The organism is Balneatrix alpica DSM 16621 (genome assembly GCF_000619885.1).
Lineage (GTDB): Bacteria > Pseudomonadota > Gammaproteobacteria > Pseudomonadales > Balneatricaceae > Balneatrix > Balneatrix alpica.
In genome coordinates this window covers 224076-240560 of the sequence record NZ_KK211040.1, presented here as the reverse complement: position 1 = coordinate 240560, position 16485 = coordinate 224076, and the positions used below count along the sequence as shown (strand labels likewise).

Sequence of the window (16485 nt, the reverse complement as noted above, 5' to 3'; positions counted from 1 at the left end):
CCCTATGACTCAATAAGCCCAAGTATTTCCAAGAATGGGGTTTGAGTGTGGGGAGCAGCATGAAGCGAATGTTGACGACAGGTGAAGTCGCTAACTACTGTGGGGTTAACTTTCGAACCGTTATACGTTGGATTGAACGAGGCCAATTAAAGGCGTTTAAGCTGCCGGGGCGAGGGGATAATCGGATTAGCCTCGATAACTTTATTGATTTTCTTCACGCCCACCAGATGCCTGTGCCCCAGGAGCTACAGGACTCCAGCCGACGAGTACTCATCATCGAAGACGAACAGCCAATGGCACATGCGATTGAGCGTATTCTTAAGCGTGCTGGCATGGAAACCCGCGTGGTAACTGATAGCTTTCAAGCGGGTAGTCAGCTCTATGATTTTAATCCCAGCCTTGTCACCTTAGATCTGCAGATGCCAGGACTTAATGGCATGGGGGTGATTGAATACATCCGCTCCGATGAGCGTTGGCATAAACTGCGAATTTTAGTGGTGTCAGCGATGTCAGAGTATCAATTGCAGCAAGCACTGGATGCGGGGGCAGATGCTGTGCTGCCCAAGCCATTTGAGAATCAGGAGTTGGTTAATGCGATTGATATTTTGCTGGACCAAGAGGCTTTACTCAGCCAGTAAATTAACTGGCTGAGTTGGGTAATTCGGCGGAATAAGCAAAACCATGACTGAACCAAGCCGCCCAGCAATAACTCCAAAACGAGACTAGGCCCCAGGCTAAACCTGCCACCACCCCTGCATCAAGGATGCCACGCCAGGGTTGAGGGAGTAGGCGAAACAGCAGTACAAGCACAATTACCATTGAGGTAATGCAAATCGAAATAATCTGGCGCTTACGGGTGGTGTGAAAGTAGCCCATACAAAAAGCCGGCGCCAACAATCCCTGCCAGAGCGTAGCCGCTTGCGATAAGTAGTAAGCACGGGCAGCCGTGCGAGGAGAAAAGGCTTTTTGAAAGCCCTTATAGCCCTCGCTGTACAGCATAAACAGCATAAATACCCAGAAGGTTACCCAATGCTGCCATTGCCAGGGTGCATGCCAAGCCTCCAGGCTGATGGGGGTCAGTCTGGCAATAGCGAACAACAGCAATGCGGATACCCCGATTATCCCCCAGATGGCGGCCAAGGCACGAAACACGGCAAACTCCCCCCGACTTTGAATAAAAATCTCATTATACTCTAAGGCGCCTGGATGGAGCAGGCTATCACAACCTTCTGTTTAGTCAGTTCAGACAAGAAGGTGAAAGTAAAAAAGTGTCCCGTGTTGTTAGCGAGGAACTTTGTCAGTAGTAAAGGAGCCCTTATGGAAGGTTTGCAGATCGATACCCAGTTTCTCAGTATTCAGTTGATGACCTGGGGGCCGAAAGTGTTATCAGCCCTGTTGGTGTTTTTGCTGGGGTGGTGGCTTAGCAAACGGGTGAGCCGTTTGGCTTTTAATGTATTAGTAAAAGCTCGTACTGAAGAAACCCTGGCCAGCTTTGTGCGTACCCTGATTCATGCGGTGCTGGTGGTGTTAACAGTGATTGTGGCACTCACCCAGGTAGGGGTACAGACAACTTCGTTGATTGCTGTAATTGGTGCGGCTGGCTTGGCGATTGCCCTGGCGTTGAAAGATTCACTGGAGAATATTGCCGCCGGGATTTTGTTGACGGTGTTTCGCCCTTTTCGCTTAGGTAATTACATTGAGTGTAGTGGTGTTGGTGGTAGCGTAGAGCAAATCAGTTTGCTCTCTACCCAGCTGCGTACCCCGGACAATAAGCATGTCATTCTGCCGAACGCTACCTTGCTGAAAAGCACTGTGGTGAATTATTCCGCCAAAGGGGAGCGCCGCATCGACTTGGTAGTCGGGGTAGGCTACAAGACTGATCTGGCGCATGCTAAAGCGGTGTTGCAACGCATTTTGGCCGAAGAAAGCCGCATTTTGCCTGAGCCTGCTCCAGTGATTGGTGTATTGGCTTTGGCGGATAATTCGGTGAATTTTGCGGTTCGTCCGTGGGTGAAGAGTGAGGACTATTGGGAAGTCACTTACGCACTTAACCAGCGGATTAAAACAGTGCTGGATGAAGAGGGTATTGAAATACCCTTCCCGCAACGTACCCTGCATATCGAAGGGGGAACGCTCAGTGTGGAGCCTAAGGTTCAGGCTAAAGAGGTGTCCTTAGTCGAGTAAAGGCTGTTTGTTAGCAGACCCCATCGGTGCTTGGTCACGATGGGGTCTAGTAAAGCTTAACCCTTGCCGCGGGTGCGAGTGTGATTGGGTTTGGCTTGTTTCTCGATGCACTCAATAATCAGACCGGCAACATCCTTGCTGGTAGCTGTTTCAATGCCTTCGAGCCCCGGTGAAGAGTTAACCTCCATCACCAGTGGGCCGCGTTCTGAGCGAAGAATATCCACCCCACAGACATTAAGCCCCATCACTCGGGCGGCATTGACGGCGGTTTCCCGTTCCTCTTTGCTCAGACGTACTAAGGCGGCGCTACCACCGCGATGCAGGTTGGAGCGGAACTCGCCTGGTTGAGCCTGACGCTTCATCGCGGCCACTACTTTGCCCCCTACCACCAGGCAGCGGATATCCGCTCCGCCTGCTTCTTTAATAAATTCCTGCACCATGATGTTGGCATCCAGGCCCATAAAGGCCTCGATAACACTTTCGGCGGCTTTCCGGGTCTCCGCCAATACCACGCCAATACCTTGAGTACCTTCCAGTAGCTTGATCACTAGTGGGGCTCCGCCAACCATTTTGATCAAGTCAGGGATATCATCCGGGGAGTGGGCAAAACCGGTGACAGGCAGCCCCAATCCTTTGCGGGAAAGTAATTGTAGCGAACGGAGTTTGTCGCGTGAGCGGGAAATCGCCACGGACTCATTTAAGGGGTAGACCCCCATCATTTCAAACTGACGTAACACCGCAGTGCCATAAAAGGTAATGGAGGCACCAATACGAGGGATAACCGCATCAAAGCCGACTAAGTCCTCCCCCATGTAGTGGATGCTAGGGGCGTTGCTGGAAATGTTCATATAGCAACGTAAGGTATCGATTACCCGCACTTCATGGCCGCGTTGTTGTCCCGCTTCCACCAGACGACGGGTGGAGTAAAGGTTGGGGTTACGGGAAAGAATAGCAATTTTCATAATACTGCCCTCTTGGGAGCTTTACGGCTAAGAAGTCGGGAACGATGGGGGTTAACTAAAAAGCCAGCAGGAATCGAGGTGCGGCCAATCAGCATACGGAATTGCATGTCATCGCGTGCCATCAGGGTCATGTCGACATCCTGAATATGGCTACCTAATTGCATACGGGTACGAATCACGTATCTCAAGGTGACGTGGCCACCGGAGTCGCGCACGTGGCGCTGCTCTAAGACGGGAGCCTCGCAGATACGTACTTCATCATCGCGCTTGTGTAAGGGGTGAACATGGAAGCGCACCCAGTCTTGTTCATTGCGTACAAAGGGCTCAATGGAAAAGGCATGCAGGCAAGAGGTGCGGGCGCCGGTATCCACTTTGGCCTTGATTGGGGGGAGGTCGAGGTCAGGTAACTGTACCCACTCATACCAGCCGAGAATTGCAGTGTCGCTCATGGGGTCTATCCCATCCCAGGGTTTGCAGAGGAGTCTAGGTGAAGAGGATTGAACTGGCTGGTGTCGCCAGCAAAAATGGCGCTATTGGAGCAATATTAGCCACCGGTTGCGGAGGATTAGTGCTGTTCGGGTGGTTTTTTATGACGGGCTCGCCACCACAGACTGATGCCAACAATACCCAGCGCCAAGCCGATCAGACCTAGGATGTCCAGCACTTTGAGCTGGCGCTGATAGGCATCGAGACTATCCTGCAAGCGATTCAGCTTGTCATTTACGACGGCAATGTCCTGTGGGGCGTTACTGGCCAGACTATCGCCTTTGGTTTTAGGCGGGGTGAGTAACAGACTATCCTGATGCCCCTCATCCAGTACGGCCTGGATAATGGTTTCGCCACGGTTAGGGCGGGGCAGGCGAAAGTGCCCATCTGCGTCAGAAATGATCTGGGTAATAGTACGGCCCTCGTCATCTAGCAATTTAATGCTGATCCCTGAAGCTTGGCCGGCACCAATAAAATAGGTTTGTCCTTCCAGATAACGCTCCCCCACGTTGACAAACAGCTTGAGGCTATGCGCCCAGCTCGCCACAGGAGCCAGTAATAAAGCAAGCAGTAACCAAACTGGCATCAGGGTGTCATCCTTGGATCACGGGCGTATACCCAGAGTAAGCCGCCTTCTTCATGGTCAACAAAGTTGCCATCAGGGTTGAGTGCAGGCTCTTCCGCGGTGATGAGTGCCGCAAACCCCCACCAGCCGGCTTTGGGGAGGCCATAGGTAAAGGTGCCATTGGCATCGGCACGGACAATCTGTAGTCGATAAGTATCGGCCGGAATAGGCAGGCTGCCATCGTTATGGTAAGCCACCTCTACCTCGGCAAAGGGCACAGGTTCACCATGGCGTAATACCACGCCCTGAAAGACATTACCGACCCAGAGCGCATAAGGGCGGCTGAGGGGTTGGATTTCGACGGGGAAACCAACCAGAGCATCCCAACTATTGCTACGGCCAAAGGCATCAATCACTACTTTGGTGTAGTGGCTGACCATTTTACCTTCACTTGCTTCCCAGTAAGGGGTGGGTTTGAGGTAGAACACATGGTCGCCGGCCTCATCAATATCATAAACAAAGTGATAGGTATGGGGCGCGCTGCCTGCTTCCAGGTCATCATTTAAAAGACGGGGGTTGCCGTTTATCAGTACCCCGATCTCTTGTGGGGGCTGCATAGGCATCACCGGACCCTGTTCTGTCGGATGGGTGAAGCTGATGGCGAAGTCTATTTGACGGCGATGGTGATCGTAGACCATGTCCGTACTCGGGATCAGCTCTTGAAAGTGAGCCAGGGCTGTAAGTGGCAGCAGGCTCAAAAAAACAGAACGGAACAGGGTGCGGGTGACAGGCATACACATTCAGCATCCGGGCAGGAAAGCTGATGGTAGGGATTGGCTGGATGCGGGTCAAGGGAGGATGCGGTTAGACAGGGGGAATTTGCGCTGGTAGTTCAGTCAGAGTTGACCTATAACAGCCACTCGGGCGGGCTTGATTGCCCACTTAAGCAGTGCTTGAGTGTGGTGGATGAGTAACTGCCCAACGATTGATCCAGCTGTAGCCCGGCGGCAACCCAGCATGTGGTAAGGAGTCATGGTGACTGACTATTGGTTTGAAGCCCCGATCAAAACCCCTCGTGAGAGCGTGCGTCAGCAGGCTCGCCACTATCAACAACAGCTTGCAAAACAGGCTGGTGCCCTAGGGCGCCTGGAGGAGCTAGCGATTGAGCTAGCCGCTTTACAGAATACTCCGCGGCCAGCGGTTGATCCTGTACAGCTGACTGTATTTGCGGCCGATCATGGCCTCTGTCAGGCAATTAACCCGAGCTTGCTGGGGTTAGCCGAGGGCGAGCGGGCGGCGGAGCATACCCAGCAACGGGTGCGAAGTTTTGCTCGTGGTGGGGCGCCGATCAGTATCCTTGCCCGTAATCAGGGGGCGCGATTTGAGGTCGTCAATGTCGGTATGCAGGATACGCTGGAGCCCTTGCAGGGGGTGTTAAGCCGTAAGGCCGTCAGCGGCAGTGACAATTTGCTGCAGCAACCAGCCCTGTCTGAAAATGACTGCTTTAAAGCCATGGCGGTGGGGCGTGACAGAGTTGATTCGGCTTGGGAGGCTGGTTGCCGGTTATGGGTCGGCGGTGAGCTTGGCTGTGGTGCTTCGTTGGTGGCAACGGTGGTGGCCTTCACGCTGTTGGGAGGACAGAGCGAATTTTACTGTGACGCGCAGGAGCCAGAAAAACTGCGCTTTGAGCGTTGTCAGCTGTTGGAGCAGGCGCAAGCGCGCTGGTCAGGTAAGGAACAACCACCCTTAGAGGTACTGCAACAGTTGGGTGGCGCAGATTTGGCCGCACTGGTGGGTGGCTACTTACGTTGTGCGCAATTAGGCCTGCCCGCTTTGGTTGATGGCTTGGTCGGCTCGGTGGCGGCGCTGTTGGCGGTGCAGTTGCAACCCGGTGCACGTGAGTGGTTATTGTTTGCCCAGCAAGATGCTGAGCCTGGTCATGCGCGAGTATTAAGAGCGCTGGAGGCAAAGCCTATCTTGAACTTACAGCTAAGACAGGGGGAGGCAGCGGGGGCCGCCATTGCTCTGGGGGTGCTGCGCCAAGCCTGCCAATTGCACAATGAAATGGAGCAGCGTAAAGACTGGTAATCGATGCCCATAGCATTGCTGCATTCTTGCCAAAGAGGAATGGGATTTGTGTGGACCTTCCTTAACAGGAACGCCGGGGGCTGCGTATAATGCGCCCCCTGTTTAAAAGGAGATGTTCCTGTGAGTACTGCCCCCTTTGCTGAGCTGAGCGCCCAACTTGATCACTGCACCCTGCAAGATAGTCAGGAATTGCAGCGGATTCTGGCGGGAATGCGCAAAGCCGTCGCCCAGGGTAGGCCCTATGATCGCTTACAGGGGCGTTTTGTGCAGTTGCTTGAGCGTTCCCAACAGCTGGTGAACAGCCGGGCTCAGGCGGCATTCAGGTTGCATTATGATGAGCAGCTACCTCTGTGCCAAAAGCATGATGAGCTGCTGGCGCTCTTAGCGCAGCACCAGGTTGTAGTGGTTGCAGGGGAAACCGGTTCAGGTAAGACGACTCAGCTACCCAAATTGTGTTTGGAACTAGGCCGCGGCCTGCGTGGCCGGATTGGCCATACCCAGCCCCGTCGTTTGGCTGCCCGAGCGGTGGCCTCGCGGTTGGCGGAGGAGTTGGGCACTGAGCTGGGTCAGGTGGTTGGCTATCAGGTACGCTTTGTAGATGAAAGCTCGGCGGCGACCCGGGTCAAGCTGATGACGGATGGTATTTTGCTGGCAGAAACTCAGCATGATCCGTTACTGCTGCAGTATGACACCCTGATTATTGACGAAGCCCACGAGCGCAGTCTGAATATCGATTTCCTGCTTGGTTATATTCGCAATATCCTGCCCAAACGGCCTGATCTCAAAGTCATTGTCACCTCGGCCACCATTGATCTACAGCGCTTCTCGCAGCACTTTAATAATTGTCCGATTTTTCAGGTGGAAGGGCGTACCTATCCAGTTGAGGTACGCTATCGGCCGCTGTTGGATGCTGCTGATGAAGAGGCCGCTGACCGCGATTTGACCCAGTACGAAGGGATTCTCGCGGCGGTGGAAGAGTTGGCGCAAGACGAGCGCCAGCAACACCAGGGGCCTGGGGACGTGCTGGTGTTTTTAAGTGGTGAGCGGGAAATACGTGAAGCGGCGGATACCCTGCGTAAGGCCAATCTGCGCGACACCGAGGTGCTGCCCCTGTATGCCCGTTTGTCTGCGCGTGAACAGCAAAAAATCTTCCATCCCCGCGGGCAGGGGCGGCGTATCGTGCTGGCGACCAACGTTGCCGAAACGTCCTTGACGGTACCCGGTATCCGCTATGTGATCGATACCGGGGTTGCCCGGATCAGCCGTTACAGCTATCGCTCCAAAGTGCAGCGCTTGCCGATTGAGCCGATCTCCCAGGCCAGTGCCAATCAACGTAAGGGACGTTGTGGCCGCTTGGGGCCGGGGGTTTGTATCCGTCTGTACAGTGAAGAAGACTTTAGCAACCGGCCTGAGTTTACCGATGCGGAAATCCTGCGGACTAACCTTGCCTCGGTAATCTTGCAGATGCTGGCGTTAAAGCTGGGGGATATAGAGGACTTCCCCTTCTTGGAAAAGCCTGATAGTCGCTTTGTTAATGATGGCTTCCGCCTGTTGCAGGAACTGGGTGCCGTGGACAAGCATCGCCGCCTCACCCCGCAGGGACGTCAATTAGCCCGCCTGCCTATTGATCCACAGCTGGGCAGAATGCTGCTGGAAGGGGCGCGGCTCAATGCCTTGCGTGAGGTGCTGATTATTGTCAGTGCCCTGAGTGTGCAGGACCCGCGTGAGCGGCCGGTGGAGCGCCAGCAGGCCGCGGATGAAAAGCATCGCCAATGGGCCCATGAAGAATCGGATTTTCTAAGTCTGGTGCAGCTCTGGGATGGCTATGAAGAGCAGCGTCAGGCATTGAGCCAGAATCAGCTGCGGCAGTACTGTCAAAAGCAGTTTCTGAACTTTATGCGCATGCGGGAATGGCGTGATGTACACCGTCAACTGCATCTGATGTTGAAGGAAATGAAACTGGCGGAAAACCGTGAACCGGCCAGTTATCAGAACGTGCACCAGGCATTGATTGCCGGCTTGCTCGGTAACCTTGGTATGAAAACCGATGAGGGCGATTACCTGGGAGCACGTAATCGCCGCTTTATGCTGTTCCCTGGTTCAGGCCTGTTCAAGAAAAAGCCGAAATGGGTAGTGGCGGCGGAAATGGTGGAAACCACCAAGCTCTATGCCCGCACCCTGGCACGAATTGAGCCCGAGTGGGTCGAGCCTTTGGCGCAGGCGTTGTTAAAAGATGCCTACTTAGAGCCACATTGGGAGCGTAAGCGCGCCGAGGTGGTGGCCTATCAGCAGCGCAGTCTCTACGGTTTGATTCTAGTACCCAAGCGTAAGGTCAGTTATGCCCAGGTTGAACCGGAACTGTGTCAGCAAATCTTTATTCGTGAAGCGCTGGTGAATGGCGACTATGACAGCAAAGCGCCCTTCTTCCAGCATAACCGTGCCCTGTTGGAGGAGGTGGAAACCTTAGAAGCCAAGGCGCGACGGCGGGATATCCTGGTTGATGAAGAGACCCTGTACGAATTCTATCTGGAGAAGCTTCATACCCTGGGGGGGGAGCAGGTTGCCAATGGCGCAGCCTTTGAAAGTTGGCGGCGTAAGCTGGAACAGCGCAATCCCCAGGCGCTGTTTTTAACTAAAGAGTACCTGATGCGCCATGGGGCGGATGAGGTGACGCAGCAACAGTACCCAGACAAGTTGGTTTTTCAGGGCATGGAGTTGCCCCTGCATTACCACTTTGAGCCTGGCCATGAAGCCGATGGTGTTACTCTCGACTTGCCTGCCGCGCTGCTGGTGCAGTTTCCGCAGGAGCGTTTGCAGTGGTTGGTGCCGGGGATGTTAAAGGATAAATGTGTTGCCTTGCTGAAGGGCTTACCCAAGCAGCTGCGGCGTAATTTTGTGCCGATTCCCGACTATGTGGATGCCGCTTTAGCGGCACTACCCAGTCAGGAAGGTAGCCTCACCGAAGCGCTGAGTGCCCAGTTACGTCGTATGAGCGGTGTGTTGGTAGAGGAAAGCCAATGGCGTGAGGTGAAGCTCGAGCCCCATCACTTGATGCGTATTCGTGTGTTAGATGGGCGTGGCAAAGTAATTGGGCAGGGGCGTGATCTGTTGGCGCTGCGTGAGCGCTTTGCTGATCAGGCCCAGGCACAACTGGCTACTCTGCCCGCTACGGGGCTGGAGCAACAAGGATTAACAGTCTTTCCCCAGGTAGCATTGCCGCAGGAACTGACCCGGGAGCAGGGCGGGATTCGGATCAAGCTCTATCCTGCGCTGGTGGATGAGGGCGACAGTGTCGCGGTGCAGTTGTTTGATCATCCTCAGCGGGCCAAAACCAGTATGCGCTTAGGCTTGTTGAAACTGTACCGCTTGCAGTTGCAAGACACCGTGAAGTACTTGCAGAAGAACCTGCCCAAGTTAAACCAGTCTGCCCTGTTGTTTGTTGGAGTCGGGCGTAAAGAAGAACTCTTTGACGATCTGATCAACGCTGCACTGGAAACGGTATTCTTGCAGACGGATGCCTGGCCGCGTGATCAGCAGGCATTTGCTGAGAGCTTGGCCGCACAGCGTGCTGAAGTGGTAGGGGCAGCAAATGAGTTGGCGCAGTTAGTTGCCAACCTGTTAGAAAGCCGTAATCGCATTAGCAAGCGCTTACAGGGCAAAGTGAGCCTGGCTTGGGCACTGATTTTTGCCGACATTAAACAGCAGTTAGAAGCTTTGATTTTTAAAGGTTTTATCAGTGCCACCCCCCTGACGGCGTTACGCCGTATGCCGACCTATCTCAAAGCGATAGAGTTACGTCTGGAACGCTTTCAGAACCATTTGCCGAAGGAGCAGCAGGCCAGTCAAGAGCTGGGGCAGCGTTGGCAGCAATATCTGGCACGGCGTGAGGCGTTGCAGCGTCTCGGTCGTGAAGAGCCCTTGCTGGACGAGTACCGTTGGCTATTGGAAGAGTATCGGATCTCGCTGTTTGCCCAAACCCTCGGAACCTTGCAGCCGGTTTCTGCCAAACGTTTGGATAAACTCTGGGAGCAAATTCCCAAGGCCTGAGCCATACTCAAGCCCTTATGTCGTGAATAACCATAACTGTGGAGCCAAGTATGCCAAACCCCTTTGAGCGGGTGCCGCCTGGGCGTTATCGCCATTTTAAGGGCGCAGAGTATCAGGTGGTGGACCTGGTTCGTCATAGCGAAACCGAGGAATGGTTAGTGCTCTACCGTCCTCTGTATGGTGATCAAGCGCTATGGGTACGCCCTTTGGACAACTTCACTGCAAGTGTGGATGTGATGGGGGAGCGTGTGCCGCGCTTTTTACTGATCAATCCAGACTGAACATTACTCTGTCGGAAACTGGAAAGGAGGATGGAAGACCTCTTTGAGATGGCGCTCCACCTCATCCAGTTTTTGCTTGCGTTCGCTGTCACTCATGACCGTACGTAGTAACACCCCTTTAGCGTGTTTGAGGTGGGTGACGGCATCCTGGTGATGCTTGCCCTTTGTAGCTTCAATGCCTTGTTGCAGGTGAGCGTCAATCTCCACCAGATTATGGATATAGGAGAGGTGATTGATGCCTTCTTCCAGTGCGCTGGGGCTGAGCAGACCATCACCACGGGATTGGCGTAAGATGCGCATTGCTTGTCGGATCAGCTTCTGGGTCTTAATGATGGCTCGGTCGCTAGCGGGCACTTGGTACTGGGGTTGGCGATTGCGCAGGGCCTCCTGCTCCGCAATGACATCATCCAGATAAGCCGCTTCTGGTTTGACTTCTTTCATCTTCCCTAATATATGCACTAGGTAGCTGATGATGGCAGACCAGGTGTCGTGTTCAATCGGTAAGTGGGTGAGCTGGGTAATGAGTTCTTGAATATGCTCCGCCCTGGCGCGATAAGCGTTGAATGTGTGTTCCCGGGCAAGGAGCTCTTGCTCTTTCTTATAAGCCAGATGGCTAACGACTAATGAGCCTATCAACAGGAACACCAAGAATATGATCAGGCCTGTCATCCACATCAGGTCGCTCCTTCGTTAAAGGCTTTTTATGGTACGACTTTCAAGCGCTTAGGCAAGATATCTTGGTGTGGAGTTAAGCGCTAGATTGAATTTGGAACTTGACAAAGGCTTTTTGGGATCGCTATAAGTGCGCCCCTACAGAGGCCAGGGCGCCGCTACCCAATCTGGGGGTATGAGAGGGGAAATGGGAAAAGTTTTAGTAATAGTAGAGTCGCCGGCTAAGGCCAAAACGATCAATAAGTATCTGGGCTCCGATTACATCGTGAAGTCCAGCGTCGGCCATATTCGTGACTTGCCCACCAGTGGCAGTGCTAAACCTGTGGACGCTAAGCAGCGTGCTCAGGAGGCTGCTCGTACCCGTAAAATGTCTGCTGTCGAAAAGGCAGCCTACAAAGAGCGCAAAGCGCACGAGCAACTGGTTGCTCGTATGGGAGTGGACCCAGAAAACAACTGGAGTGCCCATTACGAAATTCTGCCTGGCAAAGAAAAGGTGGTGGAAGAGCTGAAGCGCTTGGCTAAAGATGCTGATGCCATCTATCTGGCAACGGACTTGGATCGCGAAGGGGAAGCTATCGCTTGGCACCTGCGCGAGGCAATAGGCGGTGATGATAGCCGTTATCGCCGGGTGGTGTTCAACGAGATCACTAAAAATGCCATCAAGCAGGCGTTTGAAAACCCAGGTCAGCTCGATATGCATCGGGTGCAGGCTCAGCAGGCGCGCCGTTTCCTTGACCGAGTGGTGGGGTACATGGTGTCGCCGCTGCTTTGGGCCAAGATTGCGCGTGGATTATCAGCCGGTCGTGTACAGTCGGTGGCGGTGCGTTTGATTGTCGAGCGTGAGCGGGAAATCCGTGCTTTTGTGCCGGAAGAGTATTGGCAGGTGGCTGCTCAATTACAGGCAGGCAAAGAACAGATTAAGTTTGAGGTGACGCGGCAGGGTGATCAGGCCTTCCGCCCATTGAATCAACAGGATACCGAGGCTGCACTGGCAAAACTGCGCCAAGCCAGTTTCCGCTTGGTAGAGCGGGAAGATAAGCCCACACAGTCCCGCCCTAATGCGCCCTTTATCACTTCAACCCTGCAGCAGGCGGCCAGTACTCGCTTAGGCTTTGGGGTGAAGAAAACCATGATGCTGGCTCAGCGTTTGTATGAAGCGGGCTACATCACCTATATGCGTACCGACTCGACGAACCTGTCGGCGGAGGCGGTAGAGGCCTGCCGTGAATATATCGGCAAAACCTTTGGCCAGGATTATCTACCGGAGCAAGCGCAGACCTATAGCAGCAAAGAAGGAGCGCAAGAGGCGCACGAAGCGATTCGTCCCTCTGATGTCAGCGTCAAAGCTACCCAGTTAGCTGGCATGGAGCGGGATGCGGAGCGCTTGTACGATTTGATCTGGCGCCAGTTTGTGGCCTGCCAGATGCCCCCAGCTAAATATCTGAGCACATCGTTGCTGGTACAGGCTGCAGAGTTTGAGCTGCGCGCACGTGGGCGCATCCTGCTGTTTGATGGTTATACCAAGGTGCTGCCGGCGATTGCGAAGAAAGATGAGGATCTTACTCTGCCCGATATCCAGGCGGGCACGACGCTGAATCTGCAAGAATTACTGCCTTCTCAGCACTTCACTAAGCCTGCCCCACGCTATACCGAAGCAAGCTTGGTAAAAGAACTGGAAAAGCGGGCAATTGGCCGCCCATCCACCTATGCGGCGATTATTTCAACTATCCAGGAACGGGGTTATGTGCAGGTGCAGAATCGCCGTTTCTATGCTGAAAAAATCGGCGATATCGTCACAGATCGTTTGGTCGAGTCCTTCCCGGATTTAATGGACTATAACTTCACCGCCAAGATGGAAACGCTGTTGGACGATGTGGCCAGCGGCAGGCAGGTGTGGCTGGACTTGCTCAATGCGTTCTATAACGACTTTAGCCGCAAATTAACCGCTGCTAACGATGACGAACATGGCATGCGTGCGAATTCGCCGACTTCTACGGATATTGCCTGTCCGCAATGTGGTCGAGAAATGCTGATTCGTACCGGTAGTACTGGGGTGTTCCTGGGCTGTAGTGGTTATGCCTTACCACCGAAAGAGCGCTGTAAGGCGACGCTGAACCTCACTCCTGGAGATGAAGTGGTCAGCGTGGATGCGGACGATGAAGAAGAGTCTCGTTTGCTGCGCAGTCGTAAGCGTTGCCGTCTCTGCGGTACCGCGATGGAGAGCTATCTGATTGACGCTGGACGTAAACTGCATGTCTGTGGCAATAATCCCGACTGTGCTGGTTTCGAGGTTGAGCAAGGGCAGTTTAAGCTCAAAGGCTATGATGGGCCGTTGATTGAGTGCGACAAGTGCGGTGCCGATATGCAGCTGAAAACAGGTCGTTTCGGTAAGTATTTCGGTTGTACTAGTGATACCTGCAGCAATACTCGTAAGTTGCTGAAAAATGGCGAAGCGGCTCCACCTAAAATGGAACCTGTACCCATGCCGGAATTGCGTTGTCAAAAAGTGGATGACCACTATGTGCTGCGTGATGGCGCGACAGGGCTATTCTTGGCGGCCAGTCAATTCCCGAAAAATCGGGAGACCCGTGCTCCCTTCATCTTAGAGTTGTTACCGCATAAGGACGAGATTGATCCTAAATATCACTTCCTGTTGGAGGCACCAAGTAAAGATCCGGAAGGTAATCTGGCAATGGTCCGCTTTAGTCGTAAAACTAAAGAGCAGTATGTGATGACGGAGGTCAATGGTAAGGCAACCGGTTGGAAGGCTTACTACCAGAACGGCAAATGGGTGGTAAGCTGAGGTCACTCGGTCAGTTAAACGCTCAGGTGCTACACCATTATCAATGACTCGCTATAAAAAGCCGACTAATCGCAACAGTTGTTGGGGTTAGTCGGTTGTGCCGTTCTGGCCTAGCGATGCAAATAATTGCCTGATGTCGTTGCCCACCACTGGACTTCTCCCTTAAAGGACATGCCATGACTCATCCTTATGCAACCCGCACGAATCAGAAACTCTATTTTGCCCGTTTGCACCTTGAGGCTTTAACGCAGGCACATAGCAGCCAAGGCTGGAATAAGCATGCCTTGATTGAGTCGTATCATGAGTCGATTGTGGCCCATTTGTTTGGTGCTTATCACGCCTTATTACGCGAGATTGCGCAGAGTTATAAGCTGCCACCAGAGCAGGTACGGGTCGCGGATGACTTGATGGCTTTACTGGAGTCGCGGGGCTATGAAGGGCCGGAGTATTTGTACATTCAGCAGTTGTTGGCGGATCAAAATAGTTGGCTAAGTCAGTTGGTGCGAAGCTATCGGGCTTGTTGGCGAGCGCAAGAGCAACGGGAGAAAGCCAGTAGCAGCGAACGGTTATCAGAGATACACCTGGTTCAGGTTAATCCTGACCATGAAGAGGATGGTGAGTTGCAGCAGCAGCTGCAACAGTGGTTAGGCCAACTACAGCAGTTGGTAGAGCGTTGTCGAGAACAAACTCAAGAGTGGTAAACAGGAGCCATAGTGAGCGCTAAATTGCAGCAGCTTTTGCAAGAGAGTCGAGTGCTGGAGATCGTTGAGGAGACCGCTGGAGAGTTATGGCTACAGGTGCGAGAGAATGACGAGCCCGTTCATTTGCTGCGCCTTGAAGTCAGTGATGATATGCGTGACTTGATGGGGGAAGCCTATTTGGAAATGGCGCGCACGGTATTAACCGCGGGTGCTCAGGTATTGACGGAGTTCATGGCTGAGCAGTTGGCTGAAGAAGAGGATGAGGTACCAAGTCTATTGCACTGAGCTGATGTGCTTGGCGCAGCCAGTGTGCGTGTCGTTAGGGCGAGCTCAAAGCTCAACGGCAAGGTAGGCAGGATGCCAATGTAGTGAGCGGCTAACTTCATAGGGGGCTATCCCTGAGACGCTCGCCCTTCAAAATGCTGATGTCTCTAGGCTAAATGCCTTAAGGTAAAGTTTAAGGATAAAAAGGAACCCGGCGCGAGCCGGGTTTTGACTTTGCAGGGGAAGTGGCAAAGAAACAGGAGTAAAAAGTTAGCGACTGCGAATCAAAATACAGTGGCTATTACCGACCTGGGCTGCCTGTAACAGACTTTGATAAGCATCCTGGCTGATTTCAGCATAGGGCCAGCTGACAACAAGGTGGCAATTTCCCTGGCGGAGTGCGCGGCAGGCTAAACTATGGATGTCATGGCCTGTGGCGGGCTTGAGTAGAATAAATTTGTTGAGATCAACACCTGCGGTGAGCAGCCAGTCCCGGGCGAGATTTTGTGGTGGAGCCAGCCAGGTAAACCATCGATCATCCAGGCTAAGTTGTGCCAGTAAGGGGAGCAGCCATTGCACTTGGCTGTCATCATCGTGGCTGATAACAACTTCAGTGACACCCTGGCGGCAGCCAGTGTTTGGGCGCTGGCTATCAGAGTGACGTGCCGTTGTGGGTTGCGTATGTCCCGCAACAGCGTTCAGGGCGCGCGGATAAGCAAGGGAACGGCTTGGGCTTACAGCAGGGGAGGACATCATAGTCAGTTACCTCGGCGAATTACACCAACTCCTAAACCTTCGATACTGAGTTCTTCTTGGCGCAGGTCGACTTCTATGGGAGAAAAGTCAGGGTTTTCGGCAATTAACAGTACCTGGTGCCCTTGGCGCTGGAAGCGTTTGACGGTGACTTCATCACCTAAGCGAGCAACGACGATTTGACCATTACGCACCTCTTGGGTACGGTGCACCGCCAACAGATCGCCATCGAGGATGCCTGCATCTCTCATGCTCATCCCTTGCACCCGTAGCAAGTAATCCGCTTTGGGGTTAAAGAAGGCAGGGGGGATTTGGCAGTGATCAGCAATGTGTTCTTGAGCCAGGATAGGGCTGCCAGCGGCGACACGGCCAACGATGGGGAGGCCCAGGTTAGCCTCTTCATTGTCGGGTAAACGAATGCCACGAGAAGCGCCGGGGATAATCTCGATTGCACCTTTGCGGGCTAGTGCCTTAAGGTGCTCTTCCGCGGCATTTGGTGACCGAAAACCCAACTCTCGAGCCAAATCGGCGCGAGTGGGGGGGAATCCCGTGGTCTCGATGTAACTGCGGATGCACTCCAGCACTTCCGTTTGGCGTTTGGTCAGTTTGATCATTGCAGTCGCTTCTGTCTGTTTATACAGTATATGGGATTATATACAGCTATTTTGCTTTGTAAAAT

At 53.4% G+C, this 16485-nt stretch carries 16 protein-coding genes; 8 read left to right on the top strand and 8 right to left on the bottom strand.

The window, feature by feature from the left end:
- The first annotated feature begins 59 nt into the window (after positions 1–59).
- Positions 60–638, top strand: coding sequence for a response regulator (locus tag Q334_RS0113950; protein ID WP_027313751.1), 579 nt, complete (start codon positions 60–62; stop codon positions 636–638).
- A 1-nt stretch (position 639) separates the two neighbouring features.
- Here the strand turns inward: Q334_RS0113950 and Q334_RS19225 are convergent, their stop codons facing one another.
- Positions 640–1152 (bottom strand): hypothetical protein, encoded by a 513-nt coding sequence (locus Q334_RS19225; protein WP_035461641.1) that lies wholly within the window; start codon positions 1150–1152, stop codon positions 640–642.
- Between the two features lie 165 nt (positions 1153–1317).
- Between Q334_RS19225 and Q334_RS19220 the strand changes: the two genes are divergently transcribed.
- Complete coding sequence (locus tag Q334_RS19220) at positions 1318–2184, top strand: mechanosensitive ion channel family protein (RefSeq protein ID WP_051527813.1); 867 nt, start codon at positions 1318–1320, stop codon at positions 2182–2184.
- Between the two features lie 56 nt (positions 2185–2240).
- Here the strand turns inward: Q334_RS19220 and rimK are convergent, their stop codons facing one another.
- From rimK to Q334_RS0113920, 4 genes are all read right to left on the bottom strand, one after another.
- The gene (gene rimK, locus Q334_RS0113935) at positions 2241–3146 is read right to left on the bottom strand and encodes a 30S ribosomal protein S6--L-glutamate ligase (protein WP_027313750.1); all 906 of its coding nucleotides are present in this window, start codon (positions 3144–3146) and stop codon (positions 2241–2243) included.
- Positions 3143–3595, bottom strand: a complete 453-nt coding sequence (locus Q334_RS0113930; protein ID WP_027313749.1) for an ATP-dependent zinc protease family protein — start codon at positions 3593–3595, stop codon at positions 3143–3145. Before Q334_RS0113930 ends, rimK begins: the two co-directional genes overlap by 4 nt.
- Before the next feature lie 116 nt (positions 3596–3711).
- On the bottom strand, positions 3712–4218 hold the full coding sequence (locus Q334_RS0113925) for a hypothetical protein (protein ID WP_027313748.1): 507 nt from the start codon (positions 4216–4218) through the stop codon (positions 3712–3714).
- Positions 4218–4997: a DUF4198 domain-containing protein gene (locus Q334_RS0113920; protein WP_027313747.1), complete on the bottom strand. Its 780-nt coding sequence runs from the start codon at positions 4995–4997 to the stop codon at positions 4218–4220. Before Q334_RS0113920 ends, Q334_RS0113925 begins: the two co-directional genes overlap by 1 nt.
- Positions 4998–5232: 235 nt before the next feature.
- On the opposite strand from Q334_RS0113920, the gene Q334_RS0113915 reads away from it, so the two are divergent.
- From Q334_RS0113915 to Q334_RS0113905, 3 genes are all read left to right on the top strand, one after another.
- On the top strand, positions 5233–6285 hold the full coding sequence (locus Q334_RS0113915; RefSeq protein ID WP_162157437.1) for a nicotinate-nucleotide--dimethylbenzimidazole phosphoribosyltransferase: 1053 nt from the start codon (positions 5233–5235) through the stop codon (positions 6283–6285).
- Between the two features lie 120 nt (positions 6286–6405).
- A complete protein-coding gene (gene hrpA / locus Q334_RS0113910; protein ID WP_027313745.1) occupies positions 6406–10332 on the top strand; it encodes an ATP-dependent RNA helicase HrpA in 3927 nt (1308 codons plus the stop codon).
- Between the two features lie 50 nt (positions 10333–10382).
- Positions 10383–10613 carry a DUF1653 domain-containing protein gene (locus tag Q334_RS0113905; protein ID WP_027313744.1) on the top strand — a complete coding sequence of 77 codons (231 nt, stop codon included), beginning with the start codon at positions 10383–10385 and terminating at the stop codon, positions 10611–10613.
- 3 nt (positions 10614–10616) lie between these two features.
- On the opposite strand, the gene Q334_RS0113900 is transcribed toward Q334_RS0113905, so the two are convergent.
- Positions 10617–11288, bottom strand: coding sequence for a hypothetical protein (locus Q334_RS0113900; protein ID WP_027313743.1), 672 nt, complete (start codon positions 11286–11288; stop codon positions 10617–10619).
- Positions 11289–11472: 184 nt separating this feature from the next.
- Here Q334_RS0113900 and topA point away from each other — a divergent pair, with 184 nt between their 5' ends.
- The 3 genes from topA (at position 11473) to Q334_RS0113885 (ending at position 15074) form a co-directional block, all read left to right on the top strand.
- On the top strand, positions 11473–14088 hold the full coding sequence (gene topA / locus Q334_RS0113895) for a type I DNA topoisomerase (RefSeq protein WP_027313742.1): 2616 nt from the start codon (positions 11473–11475) through the stop codon (positions 14086–14088).
- A gap of 176 nt (positions 14089–14264) precedes the next feature.
- Positions 14265–14789: a DUF6586 family protein gene (locus Q334_RS0113890; protein ID WP_027313741.1), complete on the top strand. Its 525-nt coding sequence runs from the start codon at positions 14265–14267 to the stop codon at positions 14787–14789.
- Positions 14790–14801: 12 nt separating this feature from the next.
- Entirely contained in the window at positions 14802–15074 is a 273-nt protein-coding gene (locus tag Q334_RS0113885) for a hypothetical protein (RefSeq protein ID WP_027313740.1), read from the top strand.
- A gap of 249 nt (positions 15075–15323) precedes the next feature.
- Here the strand turns inward: Q334_RS0113885 and Q334_RS19215 are convergent, their stop codons facing one another.
- Both Q334_RS19215 and lexA read right to left on the bottom strand, forming a co-directional pair.
- Positions 15324–15809 carry a SulA-like leucine-rich domain-containing protein gene (locus tag Q334_RS19215; RefSeq protein WP_051527812.1) on the bottom strand — a complete coding sequence of 162 codons (486 nt, stop codon included), beginning with the start codon at positions 15807–15809 and terminating at the stop codon, positions 15324–15326.
- Positions 15810–15811: 2 nt separating this feature from the next.
- A complete protein-coding gene (lexA, locus tag Q334_RS0113875; RefSeq protein WP_211249549.1) occupies positions 15812–16420 on the bottom strand; it encodes a transcriptional repressor LexA in 609 nt (202 codons plus the stop codon).
- Between the last annotated feature and the right edge of the window lie 65 nt (positions 16421–16485).